The organism is Bradyrhizobium sp. JYMT SZCCT0428, assembly GCF_018131075.1.
Classification (GTDB): domain Bacteria; phylum Pseudomonadota; class Alphaproteobacteria; order Rhizobiales; family Xanthobacteraceae; genus Bradyrhizobium.
In genome coordinates, this window is record NZ_JAFCLS010000007.1 from 199,823 (window position 1) to 216,880 (window position 17,058).

The following is a 17,058-nucleotide window of genomic DNA, read 5'->3' on the forward strand; positions in this document are numbered from 1 at the left end:
ATCCGGAGCCAGAAGATGTCCCGCCCCGTGCCGAACCCCGGCATCCTCGATATTGCGCCCTACACCCCCGGCAAGAGCCCGGTGGCCGAACCCGGCCGCAAGGTGTTCAAACTGTCCGCCAACGAGACGCCGTTCGGCCCGTCGCCGAAGGCGATGGCGGTCTACAAGGAAGCGGCTGGTCATCTGGAGGACTATCCGGAAGGCACCTCACGGGTGCTGCGCGAGGCGATCGGCCGCGCCTTCGGGCTCGATCCGAACCGCATCATCTGCGGCGCCGGCTCGGACGAAATCCTCAATCTGCTGGCGCACACCTATCTCAAGCATGGCGACGAGGCGATCTCGACCAGCCACGGCTTCCTGGTGTACCCGATCGCGACCATGGCGAACGGCGCCAAGAACGTCGTGGCGCCCGAAACCAATTTCACCGCCGATGTCGACGCGATCCTGAAGCTGGTCACGCCGCGCACCAAGATGGTGTGGCTCGCCAATCCGAACAACCCGACCGGAACCTACATTCCGTTCGACGAAGTCAAGCGGCTGCGCGCCGGATTGCCTGATCACGTTCTGCTGGTGCTCGACGCCGCCTATGCCGACTACGTGTCGCGCAACGATTACGAGCTCGGCATCGAGCTGGTGGCGACCACGGAAAACACCGTGGTGACGCATACCTTTTCCAAGATTCACGGGCTGGCGTCGTTGCGGATCGGCTGGATGTTCGGCCCGGCCAACATCGTCGACGCCGTCAACCGGATTCGCGGGCCCTTCAACGTCTCGACGCCGGCGATGCTGGCGGCGGTCGCCGCGATCGAGGACACCGCGCATGTCCAGATGTCGAAGACCTTTACGGAGCACTGGCGCAACTGGCTGACGGAAGAAATTTCCAAGCTCGGCCTCAAGGTGACGCCGAGCGTGGCGAATTTCGTGCTGATCCATTTTCCGCAGGAGAAGGGCAAGACCTCGGCCGACGCCGACGCTTACTTAACAAAACGCGGCTTGGTGCTGCGGGCGCTGAACAATTACGGCCTGCCGCATGCGCTGCGCATGACCATCGGCACCGAAGAGGCCAACCGCCTCGTCGTCGATGGCCTCAGAGACTTCATGGCGGGCAAGTGAGCATCAAGTGAGCACTGAACCTCTCTTCAAACGCGTCGCGCTGATCGGCTTCGGCCTGATCGGCGGCTCGATCGCCCGCGCCGCCCGCGCCCAGGGTCTCGCCGGCGAGATCGTCACCTCGGCACGCTCGGCCAAGACCCGTGCGCGGGTGGAAGAATTGCGCGTGGTCGATCGCGTGCTCGAAACCAACGCGGAGGCGGTCAAGGGCGCCGACCTCGTGATCCTCTGCATCCCCGTCGGCGCCTGCGGACCGGTCGCCGAGGAGATCGCGCCGTTCCTCGCGCCGGGCGCGATCGTCTCCGACGTCGGCTCGGTCAAGGGCGCCATCGCGCGCGACATGGGCCCGCATATTCCCCCTAGCGTCCACTTCGTTCCCGCCCATCCCGTCGCCGGCACCGAGCACTCCGGTCCCGATTCCGGCTTCGCCGAACTCTTCATCAACCGCTGGTGCATTCTCACGCCGCCGGAAGGGACCGATGCTGCCGCGGTGGAAAAGCTGCGCGAGTTCTGGGCCGGCCTCGGCGCCAAGGTCGAGATCATGACGCCGGATCATCACGACCTGGTGCTCGCGATCACCAGCCATCTGCCGCATCTGATCGCCTACACCATCGTCGGCACCGCCGACGAACTGGCGCAGGTGACGTCGTCGGAAGTGATCAAATTCTCGGCGGGCGGTTTTCGCGACTTCACCCGCATCGCGGCCTCGGATCCGACGATGTGGCGCGACGTGTTCCTTGCCAACAAGGAAGCGGTGCTGGAAATGCTCGGCACCTTCAACGAGGACCTTTCCAAGCTCACGCGTGCGATCCGCCGCAACGACGGCGAGGCGCTGTTCGAGCATTTTACCCGCACCCGCGCCATCCGCCGCGGCATCGTCGAGATCGGCCAGGATTCGGCGGCGCCCGACTTCGGCCGCCCGCACGCGAATTTAACGAAGAAGCCGGAGTAGACCGGCTCACGACGGAGTGAAGCATGATCATCGACCATTCGAAGCTGCTTGCCCTTACCAATCGCATCGTCACCGCCGGTGGCAGTTCGCCGACGGAAGCCGCCATCGTGGCCGAGCATCTGGTCGAGGCCAATCTGCGCGGCCATGACAGCCATGGCGTCGGCATGCTGGTCGCCTATGTGCGTGACCTCGACGCCGGCACGCTGAAGATCAATCAGGCGCCCGAGATCGTCTCCGACACCGGCACCATCTCGGTGTGGGATGCCCGCGCCGGTTACGGCCAGGTGGTCGCGCGCCAGGCGGTGGAATGGGCGATCGAGGCGGCCAGGAAACATGGCGTCGCTGTCAACGGCTTGCGCAACGCACACCATATCGGCCGCGTCGGCACCTATGGCGAGATCGCCGCCCGCGCCGGCATGGTGGCGCTGCATTTTGTGAATGTCGCGTCGGGTTCGCCCGGCGTTGCGCCCTTCCGCGGCCGCGAAGGAAGATTCCTGACCAACCCGGTCTGCATCGCGATCCCCGGCACCGACAACAACGAGCCGATCCTGCTCGATTTCGCCACCAGCCGTGTCGCGCTGGGAAAAGTGCGGGTGGCGCATAATGCCGGCAAGCCGATGCTCGACGGCGCGTTGCTCGACCATGCGGGCCAGCCCACCACCGACCCTTCCGTCATGTACACCGACCCGCGCGGCGTGGTGCTGCCGTTCGGCGAGCACAAGGGCTCCGGCCTGGCGCTGGTGTGCGAACTCCTGGCCGGCGCCATCGTCGGCTCGCCAAGCGTCACCACGACGACGCCGCCCGAGCGCGGCATCATCAACGGCATGCTGAGCATCGTGATCGATCCGGCGCGATTGTCGACGCGCGACAGCATGATGGCCGAGATCGACGACATGATTTCGTGGGTGAAATCGGCCAAGCCCGCCGAGCAGGATTTGCCGGTGCTGATCGCCGGTGAGCCCGAGCGGCTTGCCCGGGCCGCACGGATCGCCAAGGGCATCGAAATCGATGACACGACCTGGGGCCAATTGTCCGATATCGCGCAGCGCTATCAGATCCGGATCGATAGCTGAGCAACCGTTCGGACAAATCCAATGACACCCTCTACCGGCAGGATTCAGCTAACAGCGCTCGATCCCGCCGGCTACCGGCATATGCCCTGGAAGAACGGCGGCGGGGTCACGATCGATATCGCCGTATCCATGCTCCCTGGATTCGCAGCCGGAAGTTGGGAGGGAATCATCTGGCGTTTCAGCCGGACCGCCATCGTGACGCCGGGCGCGTTCTCGGATTTGAGCGGCTATGACCGCCAGCTGGTGCTGGTTTCCGGCGAGGGGCTCGTGCTCGGGACACCTGTTGGAGAGATCGATGTCCGGCAGCCGTTCAGGCCGGTCCGGTTTACCGGCGAGACCAGTATTGTCAGCCGGCTGGAAGCCGGCCCCGTCGAAGTCGTCAATCTGATCGGCGACCGGTCGCGCGTGGCGATCGACCTCTGCTGCCTTTTGGACGGCGCAATTCACGCCTGCCCGGCCGGCATTCACATCGTCTATGCCTGCGAACTGACGATCAACGACAAGGCCCGCGAAATCGCCGCCGGCCACGCGGTGCGCATCGATGCCGGAGAAAGTTTTGCGGTCGCAAACCGGTTTGGCACCGCGATCGTCGCCAGCGTTATTCCCGTGGTGCGGACATCCGGCTGATCCGGAACGACGGTCGCCGGCGCAGTTCCCCTCGCGCAAGCGAGCCATTCCGGAAACACATTGGTAACGCTTCCACTTGTGTTAGCTTGCCAACATCACTTCCGCCAAAGAACTTGCCGCCACTTGAAGAAGCTGCAGCCACCGATCGCGGGGAAAAAATGTCCGGCTCCAAGAAGCGACCCATCATCTTTCCCGTTATCGCGTTGCTGGCCCTGCTGTTCGCGAGCGGCGATCCGGCGCGGGCTCAGACCCTGAACGCCGTCAAGGAGCGCGGCACGCTGAATTGCGGTGTCGGCCAGGGACTGCTCGGCTTTTCCAGCATGGACGACAAGAACGCCTGGAGCGGCTTTGACGTCGATATCTGCCGCGCCGTGGCGGCGGCGATCTTCGGCGACCCTGCAAAAGTGACGTTCACGCCACTCGATGCCGCCACGCGCTTTTCCGCGCTGCAGTCGAAGACGATCGACGTGCTGTCGCGCAATTCGACCTGGACGATGTCGCGGGAAAGTTCGCTCGGCCTGATGTTTGCCGGCGTCGCCTATTACGACGGCCAGGGCTTTCTGCTGCGCCGCGATGCCAAAATCGACACCGCGCTGCAGCTCGGCGGCAAGACCGTGTGCACCCAGACCGGCACCACGACCGAGCTGAATCTGGCGGACTATTTCCGCGCCAACGACATGCCGCTCAAGGTGCTGGCGCTCGCCACCGCCGAGGAAAGCCTCAAGGCCTATGACGATCGCAAATGCGACGTGCTGACCAGCGACGTCTCGCAGCTCTACGCCGAGCGTCTAAAACTCTCTGCGCCCGACAGCCACATCATCCTGCCGGAAGTGATTTCAAAGGAGCCGCTGGGACCCGCGGTGCGGCAAGGCGACGACCAATGGTTCAACCTGGTCAAGTGGACACTCTATTCATTGATCAATGCCGAGGAGCTTGGCGTCAAACAGGCTGGCATCGACGATGCGGTGAAATCGGCCAATCCCAATATCAGGCGCCTGGTCGGCACCGAGGGCGAATTCGGCGCGCAGTTGGGCGTTGCCAATGACTGGGCCGCGCGCGCCGTCCGGGCCGTCGGCAATTACGGCGAGATCTATGAGAGAAACGTCGGCACGCAGTCGAAACTCAGCATTCCGCGCGGGCTGAATGCGCTCTGGACCCAGGGCGGCATCCAGTACGCGCCTCCCGTCAGATAGTTCTTCAGGGGTCAGGCCATGACCGTGGATTATTATGCATTGCTGACCAAGGCCGTTGCCGGCAATGACACCCTCGGCCGCGACAAGATCTACAAGGACGCCTATGACCTCATTACGAGGTCGTCCCACCTCACCCGCGAGGCCGCCGCCTCAAATGTCGCCGCACTCGAAGCCGCGATCCGGCGGATCGAGGATGAGGTCGCCGTCGAGGAAGGCCGCGACGCCGCTCAAATCAACGAAGTGTTGTCGGAGGGCGCGAACTGGAAGCCATGGGCCTTCGGCGCCGGTGCGCTTGCACTCGCTATCGCTTTGTCGGCTCTGGTCTATGGCTATGTCGTCACCAAAGGCCCGGTCGTCGTCGCCACCAGCGTGACGGCGCCACCCCCAGCGAAAGCGGCGCGCGCCCGCGAAGACGTCGTGATGGCGGACCTGAAGGCCGGCGAAGACGGCGGCTCCACCGGCGAAGGCCTGCCGTTTTCGCTGCAGCGGCAAGTGGTGTTTTACCGCACCACCGTGGTTCCCGGCTCGATCGTGATCGACCGGGAAAACCGCTTTCTCTATCTGATCGATTCCAACAATTCCGCGCGCCGCTACGGCATCGGGATTGCGCAGGAATGCCTCAAGGGCGGCAGCTTCTTCCGCGTCACCAACAAGCTCGAATGGCCCGACTGGCGCTCTTCCGCGCAAAACGCCCGGGATGCCGACGCATTGGCCGCCTCCGCCGGCCGTCCCGGCAGCCCGCTGGGCGCCCGCGCGCTGCTATTGGACAAGCCCGGGCTGCTGATCCACGGCACCAACTCGCCCAAGACCATCGGCCACCTCGTCGCCTCCGGATGCATCCGGCTCGTCAATGACGACGTCGAGGATCTGTACCGCCGGGTTTCGCTGGAAACGCGGGTGGTGTTTGTGAGCTAGGGGCTGGCAGGTGCGCTGACGGCGGGCGCCAATACTCCGGCTGTGACGGTCATCACAGCCATCGAGACCTATCGCGCTTACTCCTGCCCTGACGGATGGCGGGAATAGTCCCTTCACCGGCGACAGGAGGGACTAAGATGGAACAGCTGAACAAAAAAGCCGACGAACTGACCATCGACGAACTCGATGCGGCTTCGGGCGGCGCCCTCTACCAGCCGCTCATCGTGGTTGCGATTGCCGCCGCGGTTGCGATCCGCACGGGCATCGAGTCGCTGGTTCACAAGATTACCCGTTGAGAGTCCTGCAAGCGTCTTGCGGAGATTGTTCAATTTTCTCGCAATGCGTTTGCAGCCTTTGACAGAACGGACATCTGAATAAAGCATCGCGGGCAACCGCCCGCGAAACGTCATTGTGCCGACATAAGAGTCTTTGGATTACGCGCGCGGATTAACGACTGTGTACCCGCGCAACGAGCGCGCGTGAATTCTCGTTGCGCGGCCACCCGAGTTGGCATCGTACGCCATCCACATATCACCTCCGACATGCTGCTCCAGAACGAAGACGTGCCCGCGTCGCGCGGCAACCATTCCCGGTGCTGGCGCCGTCCGGGGAAACCGCAGCCAGTTGGAGGCAAGATTTAATCCGGGCACGATACGGCCGAACACCCGCATGGATGCGCCGCAGCCGCAGAAAGAGCGGGGACAGCCGGCTGGGCGCCCGCCGACGATTTGGCCACGCCCACTATTCGCTTCGGCCCTTGTATTGCGAGGCAAAATTGCCGGCCGTTCCGTGCTCTGCGATTCCCGGCCGTATGCGTTCACACTAACGCGTTGCGTTGGCGAATTCGAAAAGTCGCACGGCATGGTGACGTTGCATCCCGGTGCTTGACCAACGACGCGGGGCGGACGTGCTTCTGATGCGGATGAAGAAAAGGCAACGAGTACGGACGCAACCAATACTAGTCTCAACATGACAGGGCTCCGGCATTTGAACCTGCCCTGCGTTCACGTACCCATGATTGTTAGGCGAAAATGCGGTGGCCAACGACCGCTGCTCGGCACTGCGCCCGGGTTAGCCGCCTGAAAAAGAATGGCCCCAGCGCGGGGGCTGGAGAGCGCTGGGGCCTTCTTGAGCGGCGCGGGGGGCGGCCCCGGCGCAGCGCTCGTAAATTACCAAACCACATTTACTTCTTGAGGGATGGTCAATATTGACCATCCTGCCTGTTTGCAACCGTCAAAGATCCGGAATGGTTTAGCGACCGGCCTCATCGAAATTCATCCCAAGCCTCCCGTCAGCTTTCACTCGTCAGATGCTTCAGCATCAGGTTGCACGCTTCCTCGGTCTCCTCGAACGTCGAAAAAGGCGATCCGCCGATCTTGATCGCGCCGCTGCCCTGATAAAGCGGACGCCATGACGCCACGTAGCCGGGCCGTCCGTGAAAGCCGGGGCCGGCGCGACTCTCGTGGGTAATCACGAACGAAAAGCCGTCGCTGCTCGCGCTCCAGATTTCCAGACTATCGACGGCACGGTGGAATTGCAGAGCCATCAGCAGTCGTTCACTAGCCATCTTTCATCAAAGCTCGCCGCCACATGACATCTCTGACCAGAGCCCACAGCGTTTCAGCCTCGGGGTCTTCCGGCAGGACGAAATCAAAGCCCGCCGGTCCGGGATCGGGTATTGAGAGCGCATCGCTCTCTGCCCGGTGATGAAATTTCAGCAGCGACAGCTCCCATTCATACGCTCTCACCGAGTTGCCTGTTGGTGGGCCTTGATCACCCAAGATTTTCATTGCTCCTGAGGGGCGCCGCGTCATCTGCTCCTCCTGCGGACAACCTCTCTTGTGGTGAATTCCGAACTTGCAGTTCGCCATGCTGTTAGAGACGTCTGGCGGCCGATCACGGGCCTTGCCTCTCCCTGGACTCGATTTCGGAAGCTCCCTTAGCCGAACACCAAAGCGCTAACGAGCGCAACATTCCCTCGGAGGTAAAGCACTCCCTTCACGGAGTACTCCATTTGCGCCGTTCAGATCACTTGAACGATATATATCCAAGGCAATTAATGATGCGATGTCATTTTCGCCAACTCGATCCCGGCTGAGCGCGTCGATGTCGCGAGCCGATGCTAACGGGGGCTGCGCCATAAAAGAGCGACGCCTTCTCATGACGTCGCGAAGGCAAGCGCCAATGCGAGACTGCTGAATCCGAAAACGATCCTACAGTCTCGCCTTGCGCAATCAGCTCAAAAGATTGCGCTGATGCAATATCCGATGCCGCCGAGGAGCGCGCCGCCAATGGCACCCGGTATGGCGCCGATGCCGCCGACCGCCGCGCCGCCCATGCCGCCGGTCACGCCGCCGGCACCCACCGCGACGGCCAGTTCCTTCCAGAAGCCGCCGGCCGCGGCGTCGAGTTCATCGATCGACAGCTCATGATTGGCTGCATCGTTTTTCGTAACGTTCGTCATTCCAGTTCTCCATCCGTCTGTTGAGGTGCGGGATCATCCCGCAACCACCATCAGGATGTCCGAACGGTTTTGAGAACGCCGTGACACGAGTCACGCATATGGAATTCACCTCGGCAGTGAAGAGGCTGTTCCGGAAGCGGAACTCTTCGATCGAGAATTTCGGTTCGAGTGACGAAAGGCGAACGCAACAGATCTCACGCCGTCAGCACATCGCAACAGAACAGTCCTCGCGACGCTGAGGCTCGCAATGCTGTACGCGAAAGCGACAGGGGCGCTCTTGTACGGGGGACAACCTAGGGGGACGGCTCGTCAGCTCGCTCCAGCTGAGGCTTTTCGTACAGGACTGCGTTCAGCAAGGAGCGGTGAACCTCGATATTTCCGTTGTAGCTGATCAATCCCAGCTTGCGAAACTTGTTCAGAAAATAGCTCACCCGCGACCTTGTCGTTCCGATCATTTCCGCCAGGGTTGCTTGATTGATTGAAGCATCGATTGGCGTTGGCTTTCCATCTCTTCCGAAATTGGCCAACAGAAGAAGCAGACGCGCCAGCCGCTTCTCACTGGAATTGAACAGCTGGTCGATCAAATCCTCTTCAATGCGATTGCTCCGGGTGACCAGGTAGGTCATGAACAATTCTGCAAATCTGGACTCCCGGCGGAGTGCCGCCAGCATCGCCTTCCGGGTTATCGAAGTGACGAGGCACTCCTCCATCGCCTTCGCTGTTCCAACCCGAAACTCCTGACCATGCAGACAACCCTCGCCAAAAAACTGTCCGGTTTCCAACAGCCCGACGACAGCTTCCTTGCCTTGCTCGGAAACAACGGTCACCTTGACCTTGCCCGACTGAATGTAGAAAAGTTTATCGGCCTCTTCGCCTTGGGCGTAGATGATCCGGCCTTTCCGGTACTTCAGTATCGTCTTTCCGGTCCCGACTTTGGCCAGAAAGGTCTTGGGATCGAACGGTCGCTTTGCAGACTTCACGAGTCCCTCCATTGGACCAGCGAAACCTAATTATTAAGAATCGTGAATTGTGGTCAATATTGACCAGCGGAAACATTTCCAGGGCGAGAAAATCACCCCGTCAGTGTCCGGTGTCCGGCAGGCTGTCGCGCACCACCTGATCCAGGGGGGTGCCACATGCCCGCATCTCATACCTTACCCATCGGCCCGCGCCTCAGCCCCATAGAGCGCCCGCGTTGTCAGCACTGTGAGAGCCGAACCGACCTGGCCGGCATTGCGCCCGGCCCGGCGGGTTACGAACTCCGCACTTTCGAGTGCTCCAGATGCGGCCGTGTCCAGCAAACCTCGGTGGTCAGCGACCCCATGGCCGGCGGTGCGGAGGGTTGGCTCAACGGGGAGCTTAAATCGCCGAACTAGATTTCGGCAAGCTCCAGGGAGATTGCAATGCCCCCTCAGACAGCCAGCTCGATCCCGCGATGCCAACGCTGCACCGGCACGGCCATGGTGCAGCGGATCATGCCTTCGGGGCCTGGGCGGGAGCACTGGACGCTGCACTGCGAAAACTGCGGTCACGTCGGTCAAGTACAGATCGCATCCAGCCTGGTGCAATCCGAACCAAATGACTGGTTTGCTGGCAATCTATACTCACCGAAATGAGGCCCGGCATGCATCCCAGGAGGAGGGCCTTATTCCTAACGGCGGACCATCTGGAACAGCAGGCGAATGCACGCGCCCGTGAGGCGAAGCAACTGCCTGAAGGCGAAGCGAAGCTGAATGCGCTGCGTAACGAAGCGCAATTGAGGGCCTATGTCGTCAAGAAGCGCGCGTTCACGCTACAGGCCGCCAAATTGAAATAAGCGGAATCAAAACAGCGGCGGGATCTGCCCCACCTTCAGGGGCCCCAGCAACACCGCGCCGTCGACGAAGCGCAGCGGGAAGCTGCGCGCCTTCTTGCCTTCAAGCTCGGCTGCGGTGCCGAGCGAATTGATGCCGACGGCGACGCCGACATTGGTGTTCTGCTTGACGACCTTGCCAAGCCCCGGAATCGCCTTGTCGAGCGCGCCGAACAGATTGGTGAGGTCCTGGCTCTTGACGCCGGGCGCCACGCGATCGAGCGTGGCCTGCGGCACGCCCTGCTCCAGCATCTTGTCGATACCCAGCGCCGGGATCACCCGCTCCAGACCCGTGACCGTCATCTGCAGCTCGCCCTCGATCTGCCCCTGCGCATTGAGGCCCAGCGTCCCCGCGGCCACGGCGACCAGCTCGCCCTGCTGAATCCGCGAGCGCACGATCTCGACCTTGCCGCCCGCGGCCTGCATTTCGCGGAAGCGCTCGGGCCACGGCTTCGGCGAGAAATCCTTCAGGCCGCTGAGCTTGGTCTGCACATCGGATTCGAATGGCGTCGCCAGCAGCGGATGCAATTCCTGAATGCTGCCCCCTGATATCTGCAGCGCGGTCTGGATCACCGGATCTGCGATCGATGACCCCTCCGCAAGCCTGCCGTGCAGTTCAACGCGGTTGGCGCGCGCCAGCGGCGTCTGCACCGGTCCGTTGACGCGCTCGATCGAGGGATTGTCGAACACGATCGAGGCGCGCTCCGGAACGGCCGGCAGCCCCGCCACGCTGCTGCGGCCAACGCTCCAGTTCACCTTCAGCGACGGCGGCTGGCCGCGATCGGCAATCGTCGCCGGCGCCTTGAACTCGGCGATCAGGAGTTTCGGCTGGTAGATCGAGGCGATCACCATGATCTCGCCGAGCCGCGCCGTGAACGGCGCGCCCGCGCCCGCGGTCTGCGAGACCAGCGTCACGCTGGCGTCCTCGCAGCGGACTTCGAGGCGGAACGGATAGCCGGCGACCGAGCGCTTGCCGCAATCATAGATCCGGCCGGCTTTGGCTTCCTGCGCGCGCCACGCATCGGCGCGCACGCCGACCTCGGACGCCGCATAGAACCAGAAACCGCTCCAGGCGATGGCTGCAACCACCAGCAGTGCGGGCAAGATAAAAAGGCGCCAAAGCGGGCGCCGGCGCGGCGCAGGGGTAATGTCGGGCATGCGGCGACCTTTGGCTCATGATTTTGTCAAATGTAAGCGAGTACCGGCCCCGGCAAAAGCCGCTGAATTTGCTTCGCTTCTCCCCTTCTGGTAGCCGTTCCTCGTTTGGACGCGTTTTCTTTACGCGAACCCGGTCCCCACCCCCGGATCAAGTCCGGGGGCATGCTTCGCTCGAAAACGCTTGTGCCGATGTCCGCAATGACCCTGCAAGATTCGGAATTCTCCAGCGGCGACCTCTGGGTGTTCGGCTATGGCTCGCTGATGTGGCGGCCGGGCTTCGAATTCGTCGAACGGGTGCCGGCCCGGCTGATCGGCGAGCACCGCGCGCTCTGCGTCTATTCCTTTGTCCATCGCGGCACGCCGGAAAAGCCCGGCCTGGTGCTCGGGCTCGATCGCGGCGGCGCCTGCCGCGGCATCGCATTCCGGGTCGCGGAGCAGAATCGCGCCGCCACCGTCGCCTACTTGCGCGAGCGCGAACAGGTGACGTCCGTCTACCGCGAGGTGAAGCGCTCGGTGTGGCTGGAGAACGAGGCGCGGCAGCGCGTCAGCGCGCTGGCCTATGTGGTCGACCGCGGCCATGTGCAGTATGCCGGAAGGCTGTCGCTGGCGGACCAATTGCGTCACGTGCTGCAGGGTCACGGCCAGTCCGGCGTCAACCGCGACTATGTGCTGGCGACCGTGAAGGCGATCGAAGCCGAAGGTTTTCGCGATACGCAATTGCACCAGCTGGCACTGATGCTGCACGATTCGCACCCGGTCTTGCAGCGGAAAACGCCTGCGGAATAGGCGTTTGCGGCATTTTCGCCCCCCTGCTTCGATGAGGTGGAAAACGGGGTGACGCAAATGGCGTTCTGGGCTAGGTGTCCCGCATGGGCACGACATCACGCCGTTTCGACGGCTTCTTCAAAAGCGAATTCAGGGTCAACGAAGCCGTCGGACGCAGCGTCAGCTACGTCCGGGACGGCAAGCTGTTGGGTGGCAATTCGGGGTTCGCCCACATCGGGACCTATCGTTTCGACGGCGAGGCGATCGCCGTCGAGGTGACCAGCCGCCGGCACAATTTCGGCGCCGCTCATCAATCGCTGCTCGGTTCCGACGTTTCGACCATTGCGGTCACCGGACGGGCGGTCGGAAACGCGTTTTGCTTTGAGGGCGGCTCGCCGCAAATGCCCAACGCGACGTTTCGATCCGTGATGACGCCGCTCGACGAGAGCGAACTCGCAGCCCCCGGCACGATCGGCGAAGGCGGCATTTCCGACGGGCTGTACTCGATTCACCTCAAAATCCTGGACGGCATGCCCGGCGGCTTGACCGGCGTCATGCTGCTGAACAACGGCCGCATCGTCGGCGGCGATGCCTTCTTCTATTACCTCGGGTCGTATTCATCATCGAACGGCCGCTGGAAGGGCCAGATGGTCAATCAGGAACACACCCCGGCGCGGGGTGAGGACCCGGTCTTTGGCGGGCATGAAATCGGAATCGGGTTTTCCGGAACATGCGATGCGGAGGGCGGCACCCTCGAGGGGACTGCGCTGGCGGGCAAGCGAAGCATCCGCTTCGAAGCCGAGCTGAAACTGATCTGCGCGGCTTAGAGCGTTTTCCAGCGAAGTGGACACCGGTTCGCGTAAAGAAAACGCGTCAAAACAAGAATCTGGAGCCCCGTTCGGATTCCATCGGAACGGAAAAGGCTAGGAAGCCACACCGACCATCAATTCGCCTGCGCGGTCGCCGGACGGCGCGGCGCCGTCGAACCGGTCGGCTGATCGCCGTCGGGCAAAAGCTCGATGCCGATATCGGCAAGCGTCACCCGTAATTCGGCGGCGACATATTTTACATATTCCGACAGCAGCAGGCGGAAGGTTACGCCTGAGGTCCACCACGGCTCGTCGCGCCATCGGTCGCCGACCACCGAGAACGGGATCAGTTCGATATCCGGCATCGCATGCGACAATTCAACGATCGCCCGCGGCATATGGTAGTTCGAAGTCACCACGATCAACGACTTGAAGCCGCGCTCCTTGACCCAGCGCCGCGTCTCCGCCGCGTTGCTTCGCGTGTTGACGGCCGAGCGGTCGAGGTCGACGCAGCAGCGCAGCAGCGAATGGTTGTCGGGCAGCGTGCGGGAAATGTCGCTGGCGGCGTTGGTCGGGTGCACGCCCGAAATCAAGAGCCGCTTGCCATAGCCGCCGGCCAGCAATTCCATCGCATCCGACACCCGCGACGAGCCGCCGGTCAGCACCACGATGCCGTCGGCATTGCGGGCCGGCTTGATTTCGACGCCGCGCAGTTGCGACAGGAAACCGATGAAGCCCACCGCCGCGCCGACGAAACCGAGCGCCAGCGTGGCGACGATGGTCGCCCGCAGCCACCCTCGCGGCCGCACGGCCGGCGCTTGTCGCGACGTATCGTCGGGTTGCACACGCATGCAGTTCTTGCTGTCCTCTCCGCTCGCAATTCTAGAAGTTTTTTGGGCGAAGTGGAGTCTGGTCCGGTGCCCTCCCCCGGATCAAGGCCCCTCGCTCGAAAACGCTTTAATCAATGTCGTCCAGCGTGGCGAACAGCGTCCGCCGCGATGCCCAGGCCGTGATCGCGGCGATCAGCACCGCCTGCGCCGCCAGCGCCAGATAGCCGGACGGACGCAGCGAGAACGTGCCCAGCAGTGCGGCAAATTGATCGCCGACCGGCGTGCCCGAGAACCAGCTCGCGATCGATTCCGAGAAACCAAAACCCAGCATTGCAGCGCCGCCGCCGATCAACCCGCCCTCGAGGCCGAGTCTCAGGAAATGCCGCAGGAAACGGTTGGCGATGTAGCTGTCGCCGGCGCCGACGAAATGCAGCACCTCGACGATCGGGCGGTTCGCCGCCATCGCGCCACGCGTCGCAAACGACACCGAAATGATGGTTGCCACGATCACCAGCGCCAGGATGCCGATGCCGGCGAATACCGTCGCCCCGGTCATCGAGCGCATGCGCTCGATCCAGGCGCGGTGATCGTCGACGCTGGCGGAGGGGGCTGCCTGCAACACCCGCGCGCGCAAGGCGGCGAGGTCGGGCGTGGTGCCGGGCTGCACCCTTGCCACGATGACGCGCGGCACCGGCAGTTGCTCGATCGACAGCCCGGTGCCGAGCCACGGCTCCAGCAATCTGGCCGACTCGTCCTTGGTGAAGGGCCGGACCTCGACGATGCCGGCCTGGGCCCGCATCGCCTCGACGGCCGCGATCGCATCGCGGTCGAGATCGCGGCCTGGCGAGGGGCGCACCTGGATGGTGATTTCGCTGGCGACTTCCGATTGCCACTCCGCCGCCGACGCGCTTACCAGCAGCACGGTGCCCGTGGTGATCGAGGCGAGGAACGTCATGATCGCGACCACCGCGACCAGCGCGCGGCCGGAGATCGAGGCGCGCGGCACGATCGGCGACATGTTGCGCGCCCGCGCCGGCACCTGCGGGCGTTCGTGCCCGAGATCGACCAGCGGACCATGCTCGTCACCGGATCTACTCATAGATATGCAGCCGTCCCTGATGCAGCACCAGACGCCGCGCCTCGTACTGATCCATCAGCGTGATGTCGTGGGTCGCGATGATCACGGCGGTGCCCGACTTGTTGAGCTCGATGAACAGCCGCAACAGCCGCCGGCCCAGCGTCGGATCGACGCTGCCGGTCGGCTCGTCCGCCAGCAATAATTGCGGCCGCGAGATCACCGCGCGCGCGATCGCCGCGCGTTGTTTTTCGCCGCCGGACAGAATCGGCGGCAGCGCATCCATGCGCTCGCCGAGCCCGACCCATTTCAACAGATCGATCACTTCGCGCCGGTAGCTGGATTCATCACGCCCCATGACGCGGAACGGCAGCGCCACGTTCTCATAGGTCGTCATGTGATCGAGCAGGCGGAAATCCTGCAAGACGATGCCGATGCGTTTGCGCAAATCCGCAATCTGGTCCTTGCCGAGCAGCGAGACGTCGTGGCCAAACAGATTGACCAGACCGCGCGTCGGCCGCATCGACAGGAATAACAGCCGCAGCAGCGAGGTCTTGCCGGCGCCCGACGGGCCCGTGAGGAACTGGAAAGAATGGGCCGGGATCAGGAACGACAGGTCGCGCAAAATCTCCGGGCCGAGCCCGTAGCGCAATCCAACATTTTCGAACCGAACCAAGCTCAGCTCCGCTCGAGATGGGCCTCGGCTTCTGCCTCGGCCTCGACGTTTGCCTGGGCCTCGACCGGAAACCCGTACCTAACAGTACCCTTGACAGTACCCTTGACAGTACCCTTGGGCTCGCAGCCCAGGTTTTGGGCGCGAACCGGACAAAACGGTTGTGCGACCGTTATGGTTTCCGATTCGTTAACGGTCGCCAGCTAGCATCGGCCCAAAGACACTGTGGAAACGGGCTCCATGCACATCGTCTGCCCCCATTGTACAACATCCTACGCGATCAAGCTGGCCACCTTGGGTGCCGCCGGCCGTACCGTGCGTTGTTCCCGCTGCAAGGAAACCTGGCTGGCCCGCCCCGAGGATGCGGTCGAGATCGCGCCTGCCGTGCCGGCGATGGCGGAAGCCGACCAGGGAGCCGGAAATGCCGAGGCGGACGCTGCCGCCGAGTGGGAGGCCATGGCCCGCCAGGAAGAGGCCCACGAGCCCCCGGTGGTCGACAGCCCGTCGATTTCGGCCGATTGGCCCGCCGAGGGCGAAGGTTCCCGGGGAAATGAAGCCGACTGGCCGTCGGTCGCCCAGCAGGATGCCGAGGCGCATCAGGAGGCGGTTTCCACCCACCGCTCGCGGCTGGCCAAGCTGTTCCGGCTGCCCAAATTGCCGTCCATGCGCCTGCCATCCATCAGCGCTCCCGTCGCCTGCGCCGCGATGGGCGCACTGGTCGTGGCGTTGATGTTCTGGCGCACCGACGTGGTGCGGCTGCTGCCGCAGACCGCGACGTTCTACAAGATGGTCGGGCTGGATGTGAATTTGCGCGGGCTGTCGTTCAAGGACATCAAGATCACCAACGAGACCGTCGACGGCAAGCCGGTGCTGGTCATCGAAGGCGTGATCGTCGGCGAGACCAGGAAGCCGGTCGAATTGCCGCGGCTGCGCTTTAGCGTTCGCGACGAACAGGGCGCGGAGATCTATGCCTGGAACGCGGTGCTCGAGCAGCCGGTGCTGAAGCCGGGCGAGCGCGCCTATTTCAAGTCGCGGCTGGCGTCGCCGCCGCCCGAAGGCCGCAATATTGATGTACGCTTCTTCAACAAGCGGGATCTGGCCGCCGGCCGCGCGTAAAATTGGCCGGACGTCCCGCTCGCAAATGAGCCGTTGCCATGCCGCGTGTATTGATTGCCGACGACGAAGACTCGATGCGCTCCCTGGTGGCGCGCGCCATCGCGATGGACGGCCATGAGACCGTCACCGCCGAGGACGGCGCCGAGGCGCTCGATATCCTCAACCGCGAAAAGGGTGCGTTCGACCTGCTGCTCACCGACATCCAGATGCCCGTGATGGACGGGATCGCGCTGGCGCTGGCAGCGGCGCGCGATTTCCCCAACCTGAAAATCCTGCTGATGACCGGCTTTGCCGATCAGCGCGAACGCGCCTCCGGCCTCAATGCGATCGTGCATGACGTGGTGACAAAGCCGTTTTCGGTGGCCGATATCCGCACCGCAGTCGCCGATGCGCTGGCGGCGCGGAAGGGGTAGCGCGGATCATCTTGTGAGCGGCTCAACACCCTC

The 17,058-nt window shown here is 63.3% G+C and carries 20 protein-coding genes; 12 read left to right on the forward strand and 8 right to left on the reverse strand.

Features of this window, described 5'->3' with window-relative positions; all coding sequences use genetic code 11:
• Positions 1-15: 15 nt before the first annotated feature.
• The 7 genes from hisC (at position 16) to JQ575_RS09855 (ending at position 6,166) form a co-directional block, all read left to right on the forward strand.
• Entirely contained in the window at positions 16-1,113 is a 1,098-nt protein-coding gene (hisC, locus tag JQ575_RS09825; protein WP_212033004.1) for a histidinol-phosphate transaminase, read from the forward strand.
• A 7-nt stretch (positions 1,114-1,120) separates the two neighbouring features.
• Positions 1,121-2,062: a prephenate/arogenate dehydrogenase family protein gene (locus JQ575_RS09830; RefSeq protein WP_212033005.1), complete on the forward strand. Its 942-nt coding sequence runs from the start codon at positions 1,121-1,123 to the stop codon at positions 2,060-2,062.
• A gap of 23 nt (positions 2,063-2,085) precedes the next feature.
• On the forward strand, positions 2,086-3,135 hold the full coding sequence (locus tag JQ575_RS09835) for a malate/lactate/ureidoglycolate dehydrogenase (protein WP_212033006.1): 1,050 nt from the start codon (positions 2,086-2,088) through the stop codon (positions 3,133-3,135).
• Positions 3,136-3,156: 21 nt separating this feature from the next.
• Complete coding sequence (locus tag JQ575_RS09840) at positions 3,157-3,762, forward strand: HutD family protein (protein ID WP_212033007.1); 606 nt, start codon at positions 3,157-3,159, stop codon at positions 3,760-3,762.
• A 158-nt stretch (positions 3,763-3,920) separates the two neighbouring features.
• The gene (locus tag JQ575_RS09845; RefSeq protein WP_212033008.1) at positions 3,921-4,955 is read left to right on the forward strand and encodes an amino acid ABC transporter substrate-binding protein; all 1,035 of its coding nucleotides are present in this window, start codon (positions 3,921-3,923) and stop codon (positions 4,953-4,955) included.
• 18 nt (positions 4,956-4,973) lie between these two features.
• Complete coding sequence (locus tag JQ575_RS09850) at positions 4,974-5,870, forward strand: L,D-transpeptidase (RefSeq protein WP_212033009.1); 897 nt, start codon at positions 4,974-4,976, stop codon at positions 5,868-5,870.
• 137 nt (positions 5,871-6,007) lie between these two features.
• Entirely contained in the window at positions 6,008-6,166 is a 159-nt protein-coding gene (locus JQ575_RS09855; RefSeq protein WP_212033010.1) for a hypothetical protein, read from the forward strand.
• Between the two features lie 995 nt (positions 6,167-7,161).
• Here the strand turns inward: JQ575_RS09855 and JQ575_RS09860 are convergent.
• The 4 genes from JQ575_RS09860 to JQ575_RS09875 form a co-directional block, all read right to left on the reverse strand.
• Positions 7,162-7,416, reverse strand: coding sequence for a hypothetical protein (locus JQ575_RS09860; RefSeq protein WP_212033011.1), 255 nt, complete (start codon positions 7,414-7,416; stop codon positions 7,162-7,164).
• A gap of 13 nt (positions 7,417-7,429) precedes the next feature.
• A complete protein-coding gene (locus JQ575_RS09865; protein ID WP_212033012.1) occupies positions 7,430-7,684 on the reverse strand; it encodes a hypothetical protein in 255 nt (84 codons plus the stop codon).
• Between the two features lie 425 nt (positions 7,685-8,109).
• Entirely contained in the window at positions 8,110-8,334 is a 225-nt protein-coding gene (locus JQ575_RS09870) for a hypothetical protein (RefSeq protein ID WP_192738297.1), read from the reverse strand.
• Positions 8,335-8,627: 293 nt separating this feature from the next.
• Positions 8,628-9,326: a Crp/Fnr family transcriptional regulator gene (locus JQ575_RS09875; protein ID WP_212033013.1), complete on the reverse strand. Its 699-nt coding sequence runs from the start codon at positions 9,324-9,326 to the stop codon at positions 8,628-8,630.
• A gap of 632 nt (positions 9,327-9,958) precedes the next feature.
• Here JQ575_RS09875 and JQ575_RS09880 point away from each other — a divergent pair.
• The gene (locus tag JQ575_RS09880; protein WP_212033014.1) at positions 9,959-10,150 is read left to right on the forward strand and encodes a hypothetical protein; all 192 of its coding nucleotides are present in this window, start codon (positions 9,959-9,961) and stop codon (positions 10,148-10,150) included.
• A 6-nt stretch (positions 10,151-10,156) separates the two neighbouring features.
• On the opposite strand, the gene JQ575_RS09885 is transcribed toward JQ575_RS09880, so the two are convergent.
• On the reverse strand, positions 10,157-11,344 hold the full coding sequence (locus tag JQ575_RS09885) for a DUF2125 domain-containing protein (protein ID WP_212033015.1): 1,188 nt from the start codon (positions 11,342-11,344) through the stop codon (positions 10,157-10,159).
• Between the two features lie 189 nt (positions 11,345-11,533).
• Between JQ575_RS09885 and JQ575_RS09890 the strand changes: the two genes are divergently transcribed.
• Together JQ575_RS09890 and JQ575_RS09895 are read left to right on the forward strand one after the other, a co-directional pair.
• Positions 11,534-12,130 carry a gamma-glutamylcyclotransferase gene (locus JQ575_RS09890; protein WP_212033016.1) on the forward strand — a complete coding sequence of 199 codons (597 nt, stop codon included), beginning with the start codon at positions 11,534-11,536 and terminating at the stop codon, positions 12,128-12,130.
• An 83-nt stretch (positions 12,131-12,213) separates the two neighbouring features.
• Positions 12,214-12,936, forward strand: a complete 723-nt coding sequence (locus JQ575_RS09895) for a GrlR family regulatory protein (RefSeq protein ID WP_212033017.1) — start codon at positions 12,214-12,216, stop codon at positions 12,934-12,936.
• A gap of 116 nt (positions 12,937-13,052) precedes the next feature.
• Here the strand turns inward: JQ575_RS09895 and JQ575_RS09900 are convergent, their stop codons facing one another.
• The 3 genes from JQ575_RS09900 to ftsE form a co-directional block, all read right to left on the reverse strand.
• The gene (locus JQ575_RS09900; protein ID WP_212033018.1) at positions 13,053-13,769 is read right to left on the reverse strand and encodes a YdcF family protein; all 717 of its coding nucleotides are present in this window, start codon (positions 13,767-13,769) and stop codon (positions 13,053-13,055) included.
• A gap of 106 nt (positions 13,770-13,875) precedes the next feature.
• Complete coding sequence (locus tag JQ575_RS09905; RefSeq protein ID WP_212033019.1) at positions 13,876-14,847, reverse strand: ABC transporter permease; 972 nt, start codon at positions 14,845-14,847, stop codon at positions 13,876-13,878.
• Positions 14,840-15,499 carry a cell division ATP-binding protein FtsE gene (gene ftsE, locus JQ575_RS09910; protein WP_192738303.1) on the reverse strand — a complete coding sequence of 220 codons (660 nt, stop codon included), beginning with the start codon at positions 15,497-15,499 and terminating at the stop codon, positions 14,840-14,842. Before ftsE ends, JQ575_RS09905 begins: the two co-directional genes overlap by 8 nt.
• A 237-nt stretch (positions 15,500-15,736) precedes the next feature.
• Between ftsE and JQ575_RS09915 the strand changes: the two genes are divergently transcribed.
• Together JQ575_RS09915 and JQ575_RS09920 are read left to right on the forward strand one after the other, a co-directional pair.
• Positions 15,737-16,612 carry an MJ0042-type zinc finger domain-containing protein gene (locus tag JQ575_RS09915; protein ID WP_212033020.1) on the forward strand — a complete coding sequence of 292 codons (876 nt, stop codon included), beginning with the start codon at positions 15,737-15,739 and terminating at the stop codon, positions 16,610-16,612.
• A gap of 38 nt (positions 16,613-16,650) precedes the next feature.
• Positions 16,651-17,025 carry a response regulator gene (locus JQ575_RS09920; protein WP_212033021.1) on the forward strand — a complete coding sequence of 125 codons (375 nt, stop codon included), beginning with the start codon at positions 16,651-16,653 and terminating at the stop codon, positions 17,023-17,025.
• Positions 17,026-17,058 lie beyond the last annotated feature (33 nt).

Coding starts and splice junctions, on each gene's coding strand:
- hisC (WP_212033004.1), top strand. CDS start 16: ATGTCCCGCCCCGTGCCGAACCCCGGCATCCTCGATATTGCGCCCTAC.
- JQ575_RS09835 (WP_212033006.1), top strand. CDS start 2,086: ATGATCATCGACCATTCGAAGCTGCTTGCCCTTACCAATCGCATCGTC.
- JQ575_RS09840 (WP_212033007.1), top strand. CDS start 3,157: ATGACACCCTCTACCGGCAGGATTCAGCTAACAGCGCTCGATCCCGCC.
- JQ575_RS09845 (WP_212033008.1), top strand. CDS start 3,921: ATGTCCGGCTCCAAGAAGCGACCCATCATCTTTCCCGTTATCGCGTTG.
- JQ575_RS09850 (WP_212033009.1), top strand. CDS start 4,974: ATGACCGTGGATTATTATGCATTGCTGACCAAGGCCGTTGCCGGCAAT.
- JQ575_RS09855 (WP_212033010.1), top strand. CDS start 6,008: ATGGAACAGCTGAACAAAAAAGCCGACGAACTGACCATCGACGAACTC.
- JQ575_RS09860 (WP_212033011.1), bottom strand. CDS start 7,416: ATGGCTCTGCAATTCCACCGTGCCGTCGATAGTCTGGAAATCTGGAGC.
- JQ575_RS09865 (WP_212033012.1), bottom strand. CDS start 7,684: ATGACGCGGCGCCCCTCAGGAGCAATGAAAATCTTGGGTGATCAAGGC.
- JQ575_RS09870 (WP_192738297.1), bottom strand. CDS start 8,334: ATGACGAACGTTACGAAAAACGATGCAGCCAATCATGAGCTGTCGATC.
- JQ575_RS09875 (WP_212033013.1), bottom strand. CDS start 9,326: ATGGAGGGACTCGTGAAGTCTGCAAAGCGACCGTTCGATCCCAAGACC.
- JQ575_RS09880 (WP_212033014.1), top strand. CDS start 9,959: ATGCATCCCAGGAGGAGGGCCTTATTCCTAACGGCGGACCATCTGGAA.
- JQ575_RS09885 (WP_212033015.1), bottom strand. CDS start 11,344: ATGCCCGACATTACCCCTGCGCCGCGCCGGCGCCCGCTTTGGCGCCTT.
- JQ575_RS09890 (WP_212033016.1), top strand. CDS start 11,534: ATGTCCGCAATGACCCTGCAAGATTCGGAATTCTCCAGCGGCGACCTC.
- JQ575_RS09895 (WP_212033017.1), top strand. CDS start 12,214: ATGGGCACGACATCACGCCGTTTCGACGGCTTCTTCAAAAGCGAATTC.
- JQ575_RS09900 (WP_212033018.1), bottom strand. CDS start 13,769: ATGCGTGTGCAACCCGACGATACGTCGCGACAAGCGCCGGCCGTGCGG.
- JQ575_RS09905 (WP_212033019.1), bottom strand. CDS start 14,847: ATGAGTAGATCCGGTGACGAGCATGGTCCGCTGGTCGATCTCGGGCAC.
- JQ575_RS09915 (WP_212033020.1), top strand. CDS start 15,737: ATGCACATCGTCTGCCCCCATTGTACAACATCCTACGCGATCAAGCTG.
- JQ575_RS09920 (WP_212033021.1), top strand. CDS start 16,651: ATGCCGCGTGTATTGATTGCCGACGACGAAGACTCGATGCGCTCCCTG.